At 66.6% G+C, this 15864-nt stretch carries 16 protein-coding genes; 6 read left to right on the forward strand and 10 right to left on the reverse strand.

The features are described from left to right. A partial coding sequence (locus MIC448_RS11740) for an FAD-binding oxidoreductase (RefSeq protein WP_036299891.1) occupies positions 1-1022 on the forward strand: 1022 nt, incomplete at its 5' end. Between the two features lie 11 nt (positions 1023-1033). On the opposite strand, the gene MIC448_RS11745 is transcribed toward MIC448_RS11740, so the two are convergent. The 3 genes from MIC448_RS11745 to MIC448_RS11755 form a co-directional block, all read right to left on the reverse strand. After that, entirely contained in the window at positions 1034-1387 is a 354-nt protein-coding gene (locus MIC448_RS11745) for a carboxymuconolactone decarboxylase family protein (RefSeq protein WP_036299892.1), read from the reverse strand. A gap of 103 nt (positions 1388-1490) precedes the next feature. Then, positions 1491-2528 (reverse strand): methionine synthase, encoded by a 1038-nt coding sequence (locus tag MIC448_RS11750; protein WP_036299910.1) that lies wholly within the window; start codon positions 2526-2528, stop codon positions 1491-1493. 20 nt (positions 2529-2548) lie between these two features. After that, complete coding sequence (locus MIC448_RS11755) at positions 2549-3541, reverse strand: putative oxygenase MesX (protein ID WP_036299895.1); 993 nt, start codon at positions 3539-3541, stop codon at positions 2549-2551. A 125-nt stretch (positions 3542-3666) separates the two neighbouring features. Here MIC448_RS11755 and MIC448_RS11760 point away from each other — a divergent pair, with 125 nt between their 5' ends. Then, positions 3667-4608, forward strand: a complete 942-nt coding sequence (locus tag MIC448_RS11760) for a LysR family transcriptional regulator (RefSeq protein ID WP_036299897.1) — start codon at positions 3667-3669, stop codon at positions 4606-4608. Positions 4609-5078: 470 nt separating this feature from the next. Here MIC448_RS11760 and MIC448_RS11765 read toward each other — a convergent pair whose 3' ends face one another. The 6 genes from MIC448_RS11765 to MIC448_RS11790 form a co-directional block, all read right to left on the reverse strand. Then, positions 5079-6740, reverse strand: coding sequence for an alpha-amylase family protein (locus MIC448_RS11765; RefSeq protein ID WP_036299898.1), 1662 nt, complete (start codon positions 6738-6740; stop codon positions 5079-5081). Then, entirely contained in the window at positions 6737-7699 is a 963-nt protein-coding gene (locus MIC448_RS11770; RefSeq protein WP_036299900.1) for a TIGR03885 family FMN-dependent LLM class oxidoreductase, read from the reverse strand. The genes MIC448_RS11765 and MIC448_RS11770 overlap by 4 nt, the downstream gene beginning before the upstream one ends. An 88-nt stretch (positions 7700-7787) precedes the next feature. Further along, positions 7788-8828: a beta-propeller fold lactonase family protein gene (locus MIC448_RS11775; RefSeq protein WP_036299902.1), complete on the reverse strand. Its 1041-nt coding sequence runs from the start codon at positions 8826-8828 to the stop codon at positions 7788-7790. Between the two features lie 61 nt (positions 8829-8889). Beyond that, positions 8890-9678, reverse strand: coding sequence for a 1-acyl-sn-glycerol-3-phosphate acyltransferase (locus MIC448_RS11780; protein ID WP_036299904.1), 789 nt, complete (start codon positions 9676-9678; stop codon positions 8890-8892). A gap of 57 nt (positions 9679-9735) precedes the next feature. Further along, complete coding sequence (locus MIC448_RS11785) at positions 9736-11130, reverse strand: DUF2254 domain-containing protein (RefSeq protein WP_051513700.1); 1395 nt, start codon at positions 11128-11130, stop codon at positions 9736-9738. Between the two features lie 92 nt (positions 11131-11222). Next, complete coding sequence (locus MIC448_RS11790; RefSeq protein WP_036299906.1) at positions 11223-11651, reverse strand: GIY-YIG nuclease family protein; 429 nt, start codon at positions 11649-11651, stop codon at positions 11223-11225. Between the two features lie 155 nt (positions 11652-11806). On the opposite strand from MIC448_RS11790, the gene MIC448_RS11795 reads away from it, so the two are divergent. The 4 genes from MIC448_RS11795 to MIC448_RS11810 all read left to right on the forward strand — a co-directional run bounded on the left by MIC448_RS11795 (position 11807) and on the right by MIC448_RS11810 (position 15350). Then, positions 11807-12085: a GlsB/YeaQ/YmgE family stress response membrane protein gene (locus tag MIC448_RS11795; RefSeq protein ID WP_036299908.1), complete on the forward strand. Its 279-nt coding sequence runs from the start codon at positions 11807-11809 to the stop codon at positions 12083-12085. Positions 12086-12093: 8 nt separating this feature from the next. Further along, positions 12094-13416, forward strand: a complete 1323-nt coding sequence (locus MIC448_RS11800) for a serine/threonine-protein kinase (protein ID WP_051513702.1) — start codon at positions 12094-12096, stop codon at positions 13414-13416. Then, a complete protein-coding gene (locus MIC448_RS11805) occupies positions 13413-13964 on the forward strand; it encodes a hypothetical protein (protein ID WP_051513704.1) in 552 nt (183 codons plus the stop codon). The genes MIC448_RS11800 and MIC448_RS11805 overlap by 4 nt, the downstream gene beginning before the upstream one ends. A 117-nt stretch (positions 13965-14081) precedes the next feature. Then, positions 14082-15350 (forward strand): HNH endonuclease signature motif containing protein, encoded by a 1269-nt coding sequence (locus MIC448_RS11810; protein ID WP_036299919.1) that lies wholly within the window; start codon positions 14082-14084, stop codon positions 15348-15350. Between the two features lie 79 nt (positions 15351-15429). Here the strand turns inward: MIC448_RS11810 and MIC448_RS11815 are convergent. Then, the coding region (locus MIC448_RS11815) for an alpha/beta fold hydrolase (protein ID WP_199484450.1) at positions 15430-15864 on the reverse strand (435 nt) is incomplete at its 5' end.

Below are 15864 nucleotides of genomic sequence, written 5' to 3' on the forward strand. Positions count from 1 at the left end.
ATCTCGATGCGGCGGCCGGCGCCCACGGGCTCATGTATGCGCCCGATCCCGGAAGCGTCGGAATCTCCACGATCGGCGGCAATGTCGCCACGAACGCTGGCGGACTGCGTGGCGCGAAGTACGGAGTGACCCGCGATCACGTTCTGGCGCTCGACGTCGTGCTGGCCGATGGCACACTGATCCACACGGGCCGCGACACGATCAAGGGCGTCACGGGCTACGACCTCGTGGGATTGTTCACCGGGTCGGAAGGCACCCTGGGAGTCGTCGTCGGGGCTACGCTTCGGCTGCTTCCCCGTCCCGCGCGGACAGCGACAGCTTCGGCCTTTTTCGACAACATCGAGCTCGCGGCCCGGGGCATCACAGCGATTACTCGCTCCGGGGCACGTCCCGCGGTCCTCGAGATCATGGACGGGGCTACCCTGGCCGCTATCGACGCATTGGAAGGAACCGATCTGCGCTCACGGGGCGGGGCGCTCCTGATCGCACAGACCGACGGATTCGGTGCAGAGGAAGAACTCGACGTCGTCACCGCCGCACTCGATGGTGCCGCATCCCGGATCGAGATAGCTGTCGATCAGGCCGACGCCGATCGCTTGCTCTTCGCCCGTCGACGCGCACTCCCCGCGCTCGAAGCGATCGGGCGACCGCTGATCGAAGACATTGCGGTGCCGCGGTCGCGCCTTGCGGAAGCGGTGCGAAGGATCGGAATGATCGCGGCGGAGGAGGGGGTGCGCATCTTCGTCTTCGGGCACGCCGGCGACGGCAATCTGCATCCGATCATCGTCACCGAACACGCGCCGGCGGGGGCGCCTGTTCCCTCGCTCGCGCAGGCCGCCGCCGACCGAATCTTCGCGTTGGCGCTGGAGCTCGGCGGCACGATCACCGCCGAGCACGGCGTCGGTCGACTCAAGCGCGCGTGGGCGGCCCGAGAGCTCGGACCCGAAGTGCTTTCGCTCCAACGGAGCATCCGTGCGGTGCTCGACCCGCGCGGAATCCTGAACCCGGGATCCAGCCTCTAGCAAGGGCTCTGTCAGTGGCTGTGAGCGGCGGATGAGCCCTCCGCCAGCTTGAAGGCCAGGCGACCATGCGCAAACCCGCCACCGGCGCGGATCGCGGTTGCTACCCACGCCGCTTCGGCAAGCTCGCCCTGGGTTGCACCCGCATGAACGGCCTTTTGTGCATGAGCGTCGATGCAATACGCGCACTGCGTCGTGATGCCCACGGCGAGAGCGATCAGCTCGCGATACTTCAGCGGGATCTCGCGCCCTTCAGCCGCGAAAACGGCTCCGTCAAAGTCAACCCATGCCTTGAGGATGTCGGGGGTTTCGGCCTTGTACACGCGCGTGTAGGCGCGGTCGGCCTCACGATCAAAGAAGTCGGTCATGAGGCAAAGCTAGGCCGAGAGCTCACCGACAAGCCTGCCGATTACGCACCGTGACGCGCGTATGACGCGAGATGTCGGCGGACGCCTCCAGAAGTGCCGCGAGCTAGATCCCGCTTCCCGCGAGCTCCGCGCGAACGATGTCCGCACCCGCCGTCAGCGCGTTCAGCTTCCCCAGGGCCACGTCGCGAGATAGCGGCGCCATGCCGCAGTTCGTGCTCGGGATGAGCTTGTCCGCGTCGACGAACGTGAGAGCCTTCCGGAGGGTGTCGGCGACGTCATCCGCGGTCTCGATCGTCTCGCTCGCCACGTCGATGGCGCCGAGCATGACCTTCTTGCCACGGATCAGCTCCATGAGGTCCAGCGGGACGCGGGAATTCTGGGATTCCAGCGAGATGACGTCGATACTCGAGCGCCGCAAGAGCGGGAACGACCTCTCGTACTGTCGCCATTCCGACCCGAGGGTCGCCTTCCAATCGGTGTTGGCCTTGATGCCGTAGCCGTAGCAGATGTGCACGACGGTCTCGGCGCGCAGTCCTTCAGCGGCCCGCTCCAGCGCCGCGATTCCCCACTCCTCCATTTCGTCGAAGAAGACGTTGAACGACGGCTCATCGAACTGGATGATGTCGACGCCCGCGGCCTCGAGGTCTTTCGCTTCTTGGTTGAGGATTGTTGCGAACTCCCATGCCAGCTTTTCGCGGCTCGTGTAGTGGGCGTTGTAGAGGGTGTCGATCATCGTCATCGGGCCCGGGAGTGCCCACTTGATCGGCTGATCGGTCTGCTGACGCAAGAACTTTGCGTCGTCGACAAACACGGGCTTTTCGCGGCTCACGGCACCGACGACGGTCGGCACGCTCGCGTCGTATCGATTGCGGATGCGTACGGTCTCGCGCTTCTCGAAGTCAACCCCGTCGAGGTGCTCAATGAAGGTCGTGACGAAGTGCTGTCGGGTCTGTTCGCCATCGCTGATGATGTCGATGCCGTTGCGGCGCTGTTCCTGCACCGCGATCCGCAGCGCGTCCTGCTTGCCCTCGACCAACGCTTCGCCCTGCAGCTTCCACGGAGACCAGAGGGTTTCGGGTTCTGCGAGCCATGACGGCTTCGGCAGGCTACCCACGATCGAGGTGGGCAAGAGCTTCTGCATGATCGATGACTTTCCGGTGCTCATGAGACGGGTGCGGGCGAGAGGGCGACCCACTGTTCCAGGGCGTGCTGGTGCGGCTTCACGAAGTGCTCTTCCGCATACTTCCCCTGTGTGATCGCGAGTTGGCTGCGTTCGACGCGGTCGTAGGCGATCGGCGTCCGCGAATAGTCCTGGTGGTCGAGGGTCGGTCGGTAGATGCGCCCGGCGGCGGAGTTCGCGTTGTAGATCTCTGGGCGATAGATCTTCTGGAACGTCTCCATGGTGCTGATGGTGCCGGCCAGTTGCAGGTCGGAGTAGTCGCTCAACAGCTCGCCGCGGAAGTAGAACGCGAGGGGCGCCACGGCACCGGGCGGCATGAAGTACCGGACCTGCAGCCCCATCTTCGCGAAGTATTCGTCGGTCAACGAGAACGCGTCTTGGCTGTACTCGACACCGAGCACCGGATGCTGGATCTCGGTGCGGCGATACGTCTTTGTCGTTGAGACGCTGATGCAGATCACGGGCGGCGAGGGGAAGCGTTCCTGGTAGACGTCGGACTCGAGGAACCGCTGGAACAGCTTGCCGTGCAGTTCGCCGAAGTCGTCCGGCACGATGAGGCCGGTTGCGCCTTCGTTGACCGCCGGGAGCAGCACCCTGAAGTCGTAGTCGCGCAGGTAGGACGAGAAGTTGTTGCCGACGATCCCGGGGTGGCGCTCACCCGTCCGTCGATCGACGATCTGGACGTCGAGGATCTCGAGCAGCGGAAACTCCCGGTCTTCGCTGTCATCGGCGAACTGCAAGGCCACCGAGACGATCTCGAGCTCGAGCGTGTAGCGGTCTGCGTTCGGGTTGTCCCCGTGTGTGAGGTCGTTGAATCGCTGGTCGATCATCGCCAGGGCGTTGCGGAGGTTCTGTTGCCGGTTCGCGCCCCGGGCCAGGTTGGCGAAGTTCGTGGTGATGCGGGATGTCTGGGACGGCGCGTAGTTCTCGTCGAAGCGGCTGGTCGTGATGCTGAACGTGATGTCGTTCGCCATGTGTGGCCAATCGTCTGGCTGATCGGCCGGGTTTCGGCCGCGCGGAAGTCGGTGCATCCATCGTGCAGTCGGGTTGCGCATATCGAGAAACTCGCCGCAACTATGCATCGTTATAGGCTTTCCCTATGGCACGTGATTCGAGCGGAATAACGCTGCAGCAGCTGACCTACTTCATCGAGGTCGCGGCGGAGGGGTCGATCAGCGCGGCCGCTGACCTGCGCTATGTGTCTCAGCCCACCATGTCGGCGGCGATGAAAGAGCTCGAGACGCGGGTGGGTCGTGCCCTGCTGCTCCGCTCCGCCCGCGGGGTGACGCTCACCGCCGATGGTGCGGAGTTTCTCGGGTATGCCCGGCAGGTCGTCGAGCAGGTCGGGCTGCTCGAGCAGCGCTACCTCGGCCGGCCGCCGTCGCGGCGCCTGCTCGGTGTGTCGGCGCAGCACTACTCGTTCGCCGTTGACGCGTTCGTACGAATGGTCAAGGCCAGTGGAGCGGCGGAGTACGAGTTCTCGCTGCGCGAGACCCGCACCTGGGACATCATCGAGGACGTTCGAACGCTCCGCAGCGAGTTGGGCATCCTGTATCGCAACGACTTCAATCGGAACGTCATCGACAAGCTGCTGCGGGATTCGGGGCTGGCGTTCCATCCGCTGTTTCTTGCCGAGCCCCACATCTTCATCTCGCGGAGGAACTCCCTCGCTTCTCGGAAGAGCGTCACGCTTGCCGATCTCGCGGATCTGCCGCGGCTCACGTTCGATCAGGGCGCGAACAACTCGTTCTATTTCGCCGAAGAAATCCTCTCGACCCTGTCGAGCAAGCAAGAGATTCGGGTCTCGGACCGGGCGACGATCTTCAACCTCATGATCGGGCTCGACGGCTATACGATCTCGACGGGCATCATCAGCGATGACCTCGACCCGGAGATCGTCGCCGTGCCGCTCGACGTCGACGAACGCATCGAGATCGGATGGATCGGCCACTCCGCCATCCCGCTCACGGAGCAGGCGCTGCGGTACCTCTCCGAAGTACGGACCGTCGTCGCAGGCTTCGGGGTGGAGCTGCTCGGCTAGGGCGGTCCGCCAAGCCTCCTAGTGAGCCCGTGGGGGCAGCTGTTATGTCTCAGGACTGTTATGTCTCAGGACATCGGTGACGGACGTGCCCACCGCGTGCCCACGAGCCACCCGCAATCGACTCGAACACGGTGATCGAACCCGACTCAAGAACCGCATGAATCCGTGGTTTCTGATCGAGAGCGGGCGCCGAAAGGCCGCAAGCTAGGGTTCGATTCCCTTAGGTGGCTCCACAAATATCGAGGTTTCCGTAGCCTGGCATGATGACACTGCCGGGGCTGGATCCGAGAGTCTGCCCGACATGCGGCGATGCGCTTACCTTCGAAATCCTCGACGACGAGCGATTCCTGGTCGCTTGGACGTGCCTGATCTGTGGTCTGATCCGCGCCACCGAGCCGGTGTAGCTGAAGCACCGCCATCGCGACCACATCATCCGGTGACCGCAACGCGTAAACCCCAGCCCGAAGAAATCAGCCGATTCGCGTGTCGCCGGGTGGCGAGACCCGCAGCCAGCGGAAGCCGTAGGGCGCCAGCTCCAACTCCACACGACCGCTCACGTCCAGGGCCATGCGTTCGGGGCCGTGCAGATCGAGAAGCATCGTGCCCTCCTCGACCGCACCGATCTCCACCCGCGTGCGCACCGGCACGGCCGTGAAGTTGTGGAGGGCGATCATCCGTCCGAGTGGCGACAGAACACCGTGCGCGAGCACGCCGTCCGCGCTGGTTTCGAACAATTCCAGCTCGCCCCAGCCGATCTCGGGCGAGACACGGTAACGGCGGATGAGGTGACGGATGAATTGCAGCAGCGAGTCCGGGTCGTTCCGCTGTTTCAGCACATTCACGTGCTCGGGGGAGTAGCCATCCCCGGGCATCGGGGCGACGAGGCGCCCAGGGGACGTCTGCGAGAACCCACCGTTCTTCCCGTCCGTCCACTGCATGGGAGTACGCACCGCGCCGCGCCCCGGCACGTCGGAGTTCTCGCCCATGCCGATCTCTTCGCCGTAGAACAGCACGGGCGTGCCCGGTAGCGAGAACAGCAGGCTGTAGACCATCCGGATGCGGCGGGGATCGCCGTCGAGCATGGGTGGGAGGCGACGCGTGATGCCGCGCCCGTAGACGCGCTGGTACTCCTCGGGCGCGAACGCCTCGAAGACCTCTTCGCGTTCGGCGTCGGACAGTTTGTCGAGCGTCAGTTCGTCGTGGTTGCGCACAAAGTTCGCCCAGGCCGCACCGTCCGGCACAGCGGGGCGCGCCGCGAGGGACTCTCGAAGAGCCGATGGATCGCTGCGCGCGAGCGAGAGGTACAGCGCCTGCATCGACATGAAGTCGAACTGCAGGTCGAGTTCGCCACCGCGCTCGCCGCCAAAGAAGTCCAACTGTTCGGCGAACGGCAGATTGACCTCACCGAGAAGGGCGGCGTCGCTTGAACGCCGCTGCAGAAACCGCTTGAGATCGCGAAGGAAGTCGTGCGGATCGCCGAGGTCGACGCCGTCGGGCGGCTCGATCAAGAACGGCACGGCGTCGATACGGAACCCCGAGACGCCGAGCGCGAGCCAGAATCCGACCGTTTTGACGATCTCGTCGCGGACGCGCGGGTTCGCGATGTTCAGGTCGGGCTGGTGCTTGTAGAAGACGTGCTGGAAGTACTGATCCGTTCGCGGATCGTGTTCCCAGACGCTCGCCTCTTCGCCCGGGAAGACGGTCGGCTGCTCGTTGGCGGGCGGTTCGTCGCGCCAGACGTAGAAGTCCCGGTAGAACGAGTCGCGGCTGCGCTTGGCCGACACGAACCACGGGTGCTTGTCGGACGTGTGGTTGACGACGAGGTCGACGATGACACGGATACCTCGGTCCTTGGCCGTGCGGATGACCTCGACGAAGTCCCCGTGGTTGCCGAGGCGGGGGTCGATGCCGTAGAAGTCGCTGATGTCGTATCCGTCATCGCGGTCGGGGCTCGGATAGAACGGCATGAGCCACAGGCAGGTGATCCCGAGATCGGCGAGGTAGTCGATACGACGCGCGAGGCCCGCGAAGTCTCCGACGCCGTCGTTGTTGTCGTCCATATATGTCTCGATGTCGAGGCAGTACACGACGGCGGATTTCCACCACAGGTCGCTGGTGTCGGTGATGTTCACAGGGCGCTCCTCAGAGCCGGCAGCAGCGTGCGTTCGGCGCGGTCGAGAAAGGATGTCTGGTCTGTGCCGACTCCGTGCAGGTAGACGCGATCGAATCCGAGCGCGACGAGTTCGGCGATCTGAGCGGCGAGCGCTCCGGCATCTGTCGAGACGAGCGCGCCCCGACGCAGTTCCTCGTCTGTCGGGTCGCCGGCCATCGCATCGAAGTCCGCGGGCTGTTCGACATCCCACAGCGAACCCTCGATTGTCGCGTGGCGCCACTGCTGCCGGAGCACCGCGAGTGCCTCCTCATCCGAGTCCTCGAGCGACACATGGACCTGAAGAACCCGCGGCCCGCGCCCGCCGGCGCTCCCGTAAGCGTCCAAGACGCCGGCGAGCACCTCACGCGGCTGAGCCACGGTGGCGAGTCCGTCGGCCCACGATGCAAGCCACCCCGCGGTCTCGGCGGTGACCGCGGCGCCGAGCAGGGGCGGCGGGGTCTCGGGCCGGCTCCACACGCGTGCCCGGTGCACCGTCACCTCGTCATCGCGGGTGACTTCTCGGCCGGCGAGCAGGTCGCGAATGACCTCGACGGATGCCTGGAGTCGGGCATTGCGTCGATCCTTGGGCGGCCACGGGTCGCCCGTGACGTGCTCGTTGACGGCCTCGCCGCTGCCGAGCGCCGCCCAGAATCGCCCGGGGAACATCTGCTCGAGCGTCCCGATCGCCTGGGCCGCGATGACGGGGTGATATCGCTGACCGGGCGCCGTGACCACTCCGAGCGAGAAAGATGTCGAGGCGAGCGCGGCCCCGAGCCAACTCCAGGCATAGCCCGACTCGCCCTGATCGAGGCTCCAGGGCGCCAGGTGGTCGGAGCACATCGCCCCGTCGAAACCGGCCGCCTCGGCACGGACGACGGCCTCGAAGAGCCGATTCGGCGGAACTTGTTCGTGGGACGCGTGGTATCCGATGAAGACCATGCGCCGAGTCTGGCGTGCCGGCGCCCGCAGGGGCAGGGGATTGCGAGAACCGCGACGTTCCCGTACGGGAACGCGCGGGGTCCGGCGGTCAGGCGAATCTGACCCAGTTCGCGCCGCCGCCGGTCTCGGCCTGCTGCAGAAGTTCGAGGCGGTCGCCGTCCACCGCGTAGAGCGAGACGGTGGTCGAGCGTTCCCCGGCTGCGACGAGCAGCGATCCGTTCGGGCTGAGCGCGAAACCGCGCGGCTGCGGCTCGGTCTCGTGGAAGATCCTGGGCGCAGAAACTCTGCCGTCCGGGCCCACGGGAGCAGCCGCAAGCGTGCTCTCCGTGCGCTCGGATGTCCAGAGCGTCGCCTCATCGCGGCCCCAGTGCACGTCGGCGCCCCAGATGAAGTGATTCTCGCGCGGGTCGGCGCCGAAGACACTGTGCCCGAGCCCCCGTGCCGGGTCAACCACCGTCGTCGCACCGCTGAACGCCAGCTCGCCGGTCGTGGTGTCGCGGGAGAAGTGCAGGACCTCGCCCGAGAACTCGGTGATCACATACACCGCATCCTGAGCCGTGTTCAGCACGAGGTGACGTGGGCCGCTTCCCTCGGGTGCCGCGACCGTCTCGGGTTCGAGCGGCTCCAGGCGCAGTTCGTCGTCGACGGCGTACTGCGCGACGAGGTCCGCTCCGAGTGAGACGAAGTAGGCGAATCGACCGTCGGTGCTGGGCTGCACCGAGTGCAGATTCGGGAACGCGATCGTGCTGACCGGCTCACCGACCACCCCGTCGTCGATGGGGCAGCTGATGCCGTAGCCGCCGCTGTAGGCGGCACCGAGCAGCAGGGTTCCGTCGCGACCGAGCGCGAGATAATTCATCCCGCCATCGGGCAGGTCGAGCCGGCCCCGCGGGGTGAGGCGCCCGGTGCTGCGGTCGAGTTCGAGTGTCAGGATGCCGGAGGGTTCACCCGGTTCGCTGCCCTTGACGCCGGCGTAAACCAAGCCGCGCGCCGAGTCGACGGCGAACGTCGAGCATCCGGTGAGCCCGTCCGTGACGGCGAGGCGTTCGAGCGTGCGGTCCACCAGTTGGAAGACGCTGATCGATCCGTCGCCCGCATTGGCGACCAGGACGAGGGGAGTGTCGGTCATCCTTCGATCGTACGTGCGGGCCCGGCGGTATCCCGCCCGAGTGAGCGGGAGTGCGCCCGCCCTAACGGTTGCGCGCCGCGGCTTTCCGCTGCTGGCGCTCGGCCTCGGCGACCGCCGCCTCTTCGGGGGTCGGGGCACTGCCGCCGAGGTGCTTCGGCTGCCACCACTGCCCCGAACCCGAGAGGGGATAGGACGCCTGTGCCTCATCGAGGAGAGCCTGCATCCGCTCGCGCAGTTCTTCCGTCATGGCTACGGGATCATCGCTCGTCGTCACCGTGAGCGGCTCGCCGACGGCGATACGCAGGGGCGCCTTGAACGCCTCGCGCAGCCGCGGGCGGTGGTTCTTGGTGCGCAGGAGCTGCCCGCCCCACACGACGATGGGGATGATCGGCGCGCCTGCCTCGGCCGCCATCCGGGCCGAACCGGTCTTGAGTTCGCGGACCGTGAAGGACGCGCTGACGCCGGCCTCGGGAAAGACCCCCAACAGTTCGCCCCGGCGGAGGGCATCGACGGCGAGTTCGTACGCGGCGCTCCCCGCGGCCTTGTCTACCGAGATGTGGCGCATAGCTCGCAGCAGCCAGCCGACGATGGGTTTGTCGAAGGCGCCTTTCATTGCGAGAAAGCGCACGTGACGCCGATTGTGCAGCCACGTGACCCACTCGACGAGCGCGAAGTCGGCGTATCCGAAGTGCGTGATCGCAAGAACACCGGAGCCGGATGTCGGAATCCGGTCTATTCCGCTGACCACCGGCTTGAGTCGCAGGACCCCGCCGAACAGCATTCGACCGAACCCGACAGCGAGGGAGTACACCGGTTCGTGACGCGACCGGGCGCTCTGCTGCGTGAACATGGCATCTACCCTGCCACCGCTTTCGGGTGGATCGGGTGGTCACGCGGGATATATCGCTCAGCTCGTCGATGACCCGGTGATAGCCAGACGTGTTCGTTCTTCGGCGATCAGCGTGAGCATCGCCGAGTTACTTGCCGGGTCCGCGGTGGTCCCGCGGATCTGCTCGTCCAGCGCATCCAGCTGGGCGACGAGCGCGGCGTCGACCTCAGAGCTGGCGCACACGAGCGAAAGCTCGGAAACGGCCTGGACAAAACGCGTGACGACGGCGGGGTGCTCGGCACCGTAGTGGCGAAGAGGGGTCAGCGAGGCATCCACATCGTCCGCCTGGCGTCGGGGCATGGTGATGACGCAGAGCTGACCGTCGGGTCCCGCAAGTCCCGCGGGCAGGCGTGACATCGCGACGAGGCGTGCGGTGATCGCGCTGAGATGGCCGAGGCCGTGCACGGCGGTGGTCGGATCGTTCACACCGGGTGACAGTGCTCGCAGGGAGATATCGAGGATCTGCTGCACACCGAAGTCGACGTCTTGCGCCGAGGTTCGTTCGTATCCGATGGGATAGGCCCTCCGGATCGTGCGCACGACGTCTTCTCGATCGGTGTCCTCTCGATCAGTGCGATCGTCCCCAGACGGCCACCACCGTGCCAGTGGCGTTCCCGTCACGACGTTCTCTCCGACCCGATGGAGCTCCTGGATCACGATCCGGTGTTCGGCGGCGTATCGGACGAGCAGATCGTGGTCGTGGCGGGTGATGAACCCGCTCGAATCCGCGACCGCCGCCGCCTCGTGCTCCGCGGTGGGCGTGATCTCGCCGGCATAGCCGGGCGTATCGGCGTTTCGCGCATGGATCAGATCGATGGTGGCATCCGTCTCGGCATGGATCTCTTTCAGCATCGTCTCGACCCGCAGCTGCGCCGCGAGATGCGCGAGGAAGAAGACGAGCATGATCACGCTCGCGAGTGTGAGAACGAAGCCGAGCGTGACGGACAGGCGCGGCACGAACTCGGCGATGTCGTCGTCTTCCGACCGCACCGACCTCAGCACAGTGAGGGAGTAGGCGAATGTTCCGAGGAATGCCGCGAGCGTCCAGTGCACTTGGCGGTCGCGCGCGAACAGGCGCAGGACACGGGGTGAGGCCTGACGGCTGGCCAGCTGCAGTGCGACGACGGTGAGCGAGAACGTCAATGAGGTCGCGGTGATCAGCGAACCGGCGATGGATGAGAGCACGGTGCGTGCGGTCTCGGCGCCGCCGTTGAACACGACGGAATCGACCGCGTTCGGCAGTTCCGGGTCGACGATCAGGTCGAGACGGGGGAGCAGGATGCCGATGACCACCGCGACCACGACCGTCGCGACGGGGACGGGCCAGAGCCGCGAATCGATCGCTTCGGACAGGGTCGCCCACCACCCGCGCCACGCGCTGGGTCCGGTGTCTCTCCGTGGTGCCTGAGGCATCCGCTCATCCTGTCGGTCGCGTCGTCTACTGCCGCCCGATGTCGCATCCAGGCAACGACGGTCCTCCCAACCTTCGCACGACGGTGATCGACTCAGGTGATCCGCCGGAGCGCTTCGCTCACCCATCGGGCGTACGACAGCCACGGGTCCGGGCACTCGAGTGCCGCGATGTGCGACACCAGCTCCGGGCCCGCGTGGAACCACTCGCCGCCCTCACGGATCCCCGCAAACTCTCGATGACGCTGCTGCTCGAGCGCCCGACCACCGAGTTCGAACGCCAGCAACTCGTCGTGCCAGATCGCCGAGAGCCGCTGCCGGGGCCTGGCCGACGTGCCGATCTTGATGCGGTCGGCATACCGCAGGTAGTAGACGACCTCCACCCGAGGCCGCTCCAGGTCGGGGTCGATGGCGTCGCCGACCCGCCAATGGCAGAGCGCACACCTCAGCCATCCGCCCCGGCGCTCACCCTCCGCCGCCCCGCAGAGCGCACACGGGTCAGCGAGCGGGACGACGGATGGCACCCGAGAACGCTACGGTGACCCGCCGACGTCGCGGCCCGTGATACCAGGATCAGCAAACGCCAAGCCTCGGCTGAAAAAGCAAGCCCCTTCCGCGCGGCGTCCAGGCGGTGCATGATCTAAGTTGCTCATTTCACTGCACGAGAGGCAGAACACACATGCTCGGACTCATCATCAGCATCATCGTCATCGGACTGATCGCGGGCGCGCTCGCGCGCCTGATCGTGCCCGGCAAGCAGAGCATGGGCATCGGTATGACCATCCTGCTCGGCATCGTCGGCTCGTTCGTCGGTGGATTCCTCGGGTTCTTGCTGTTCGGCGCCGATGCGCAGGACGGATTCTTCCAGCCGGCCGGCATTATCGGCGCGCTCATCGGCTCGATCATCGTCCTGCTGCTCTGGGGCGCCTTCTCGGGTCGTCGCTCGCGCCGCAGCTGAACGCGGGTATGACGGGGGATATCGCATCCGACCCGCGACGGGCCAGTGACGGCCGTCGCGGCGGGGCGGATGCTCCACGCGCACGTGCCGGCCTGCGGGGGAACACCCTGCAGGCCGGTGACGTGCTCGCGGACAGATACCGGGTCGACGAGTTCGTCGGCTCAGGCGGCATGGCATCCGTTTTTCGCGCCACCGATCAAGCGCTCGGCCGTACGGTCGCCATCAAGTTGTTCACGCCCGGCACGGCGGGCCGCGGGGACGAGGCGCGGCAGGTGTCCGAAACGCGGCTGCTGGCGTCTTTGAGCCACCACGCGCTGGTCACGCTCTTCGATGCGCACCTGCCCGAGCGTGGAGATGCGTTCCTCGTGATGGAGTACATCGACGGGGGAACGCTCGACTCGCGCCTTCTCGGTGGGGCAATCAGCGATGAGGATGCCACCTCGCTTGCGCGAGAGCTCGGCGAGGCGCTGCACGTCGTGCATGGTGCAGGAATCATCCATCGCGACGTCAAACCGTCCAACATCCTGCTGCGCCCGGCGCTGACGCCGCAGAGCACCCTCCGCCCCACGCTCGCCGACTTCGGCATCGCCTACCTCGTCGACACCACCCGTCTCACCGCGCCGGGCACCGCGATCGGCACGGCGGCGTATCTGGCGCCCGAGCAGGTACGGGGTGCCCCGCCCACGACGGCGTCCGACATCTACTCGCTCGGCCTCGTTCTGATCGAGGCGTTGACCGGTCGCCGCGCGTTCGCGCAGCAGACCCCGGTCGAGGCCATCGCCGCCCGACTGTCGATCCAGCCCGAGATCCCCGCCTCTCTCGGTCCCGCCTGGCGTTCGCTGATAACCGACATGACCGCGCGCGACCCCGAACAGCGCCCCACCGCCCTCGATGTCGCCACACGGGCGCGCTTGCTCGATGTCGCGCCGAGTGATCCGGCCGTGACCGCGCTTGCTGGTGATCCGGGCGGCGGGGCCGACGGGGGCGCGGCATCCGTCGCATCTGTCTCGTCTGTCTCGATGCGGGGCGCGGTTTCACCCGCGCCCACTCTGATGCTCCCGACCGAAGCGCTGACTGATGTCTCGACCGCCCCACATGAAGCCGCGCCGACCGGCACTCGGGCCGAGGCGCGAAAGCCCACCTCACGCACCCGTTCGCGCCGTGTACGTCTGTGGTTGATGGTGCTCGTGGCGCTGCTCGTCGCGGGTGTGCTCGGCGTCGTCCTCTGGAACGCGAACCTGCCGTCCGAGCCGGCGCAACCGGATCTGCCGCAGGTGGGCGAGCCCCTCGACACGCATCTGCAGGACCTTCTCGATGAGGTGACACCGTGACGCGGCGCGCGGGATGGCTCGCGCCGGTGCTCGTTCTCACGCTCGTGTTCAGTGGGTGCGCGCAGGCGGACACCGACCTGACTGCGGAGTCCGCTGGAGAGCTGCAGTCCCTCGTGGTGTCGGTGGCAGAGACGGCCGCGACGGGCGACTATGCCGCAGCGATGGCCGAACTCGATGCGCTTCAGGCGGCGCTCGACACCGCGTGGGGCCATGGCGACGTCAGCGACGAGCGGGCCGCAAGGATCCAGACGGCGATCGATGCAGTGCGCGCCGACCTCGTGCAAGCCGCCGAATCCGCGACGCCGAGTGCGCCCGCCGAGGAACCCATCGAGGCGCCGGCCCCGGTGGCTCCCGATGTGGCTGAGCCGGACGAGGGTGACGGCAACGGCGGGGAAGGCGGCAACAGTGGCGAGGGCAACCAGGGCAACGGTAACGACGGCAGCAGCGGCAACGGGAACGACGGTAACGGGAACGACGGCAACAGCGGCAACGGCGGCGGAAACAGCGGGAACGGGAACGGAAACAGCGGAGGCCGGGGCAACGGCTGAGCCGCGCCAAACCACGATGCGAAGATGGGAGAAATCTCATTTTCGCTCGGCTGATTCGGCCCGTTTTCGATGCTTTTCGGGCTGTGGATGTCGGTGGTCGTCCGTAGAGTTTCGAACATGCATTCGATTGTTTGTGGGGTTGATGCCAAGGCTCGGGACTTCGCGGTCCGGTGTGCTGAGGCGGTGCGTGTAGCCGAGCAGGGGCAGGCCGCGTTGGCTCGCATTTTTGCGGAGGCGGCTGCGGAGGGGATGCAGCGGGTCGCGGAACTCGCCTCCCCCTCCTCACGCGAAGCAGAGTTGCCGTTCCGTTCTTTGGCGGCGGAGATGGCCGCTGCGGCGAATATGTCCGACCGGACCGTGCAACGCCGCATGAACGACGCCGCTGTTTTGGCGGAGTCCTTTCCCGCGACGTTCAACGCGTGGGAGGAGGGACGGATCGCTCGCGGCCATGTCGCGGTGATCATGGAACACGGGCTCCCCCTCACCGATCCTGACGCGCGGGCGGAGTTCGAGACCGAAGCACTGCTTCGCGCCGAGGGGACCACGCCCGGGCGACTCGGAGCATCGTTGGCGCGGCTCGCGGAGTCGCTGCAGCCGCGACCGCTCGCGGAGCGTCACAAGGAGGCTCGGGCGTCGCGGGGTGCGTGTGTGCGGGACATCGGGGACGGGATGGCGGAGTTCTTCTCGACTCAACCGGCGGTGTTGGCGCACGCGATGCACGACCGCATCACGCAGCAAGCCCGGGCGATCAAGGATGCCGACCCGACGGATGGGCGGACGCTGGATCAGATCCGGGCAGACGTGGTGGCGGACATGCTCCTCACGACAACCCCCACCGTCGAAACCGGCGCCGGGATGTCGGACGGGTTCGGTGGTCTCGGGGCGATTCGCGGGATCGTGAACGTCACCGTCCCGGCTCTCGCACTCGCCGGTGTGACGGATGAGCCGGCCGAACTGGTCGGCCGCTGTCCGATCGACCTCGCCACGGCCCGCGTATTGGCCGGCTACGCGACCGGGTGGGATCGCGTCTTGGCCGATCCGATTACCGGGTGTGTGCTTGCGGTTGATCGGTACACCCCGTCGGCGGATATGAAGCGGTTCCTGCGGGCGAGGGATCAGCACTGCCGGTTCCCCGGGTGCCGGCAACCCGCACACCGGTGCGATCGGGATCACACTCTCGACTACGCGCTGGGTGGTGAAACTGCCGTCTGCAACCTGGCGTGCCTCTGCAAACGACACCACACGCTGAAAGGCGAAACCGCCTGGACGGTCCGGCAACTCGGCGGCGGAGTCCTCGAGTGGACCTCACCCGGTGGCCACGTCTACATCGACAAACCGCCCTCGGCGATCCACTTCGTCCCCAATACGGATCCACCGCCGTTCTAGCGGCACACCGCTGCGCGCCCTCGGTCACTGAGCTTGTCGAAGTGACCCTCACACCCTGCCCACTCGGTCACGGGGCTTGTCAGAGTGACGCGCCCTGCCTTGCCGACCCTGGTGTTCTGGCACCCCTTCGACAAAAACAGGGAGCGACACCCCGGTCACTAAGCCGCCGGCACCACTCGAGGCCGGCGACGGGGTCGTTCCCTCCCCGCACGATCAGCACCGGGACGACGAGATCTGCGACCCCATCTTCGATCGGGTACGCCATCATGTGGCGCAGCTGAGTCAGGTACCAGGGCATTCCGCACCGGATGTATTCGGCGAACACGATCGCGTTGACGACCGGGGGTTCGCCGAGGGTGTCGAGGGCGAGGGCGAGGCTCTGGGCTCGGATCGTCCGATGCTCGTCGTCCGCGACCGGGCCGATCAGCACGACACTCGCCGCGAGATCGGGACGCTGCCGTGCAAGTTCGACGACCCACTGCGCGCCCATCGAATGGCCGACCAGCACGGCGGG

Source organism: Microbacterium sp. C448, assembly GCF_000582705.2.
GTDB lineage: Bacteria > Actinomycetota > Actinomycetes > Actinomycetales > Microbacteriaceae > Microbacterium > Microbacterium lacus_A.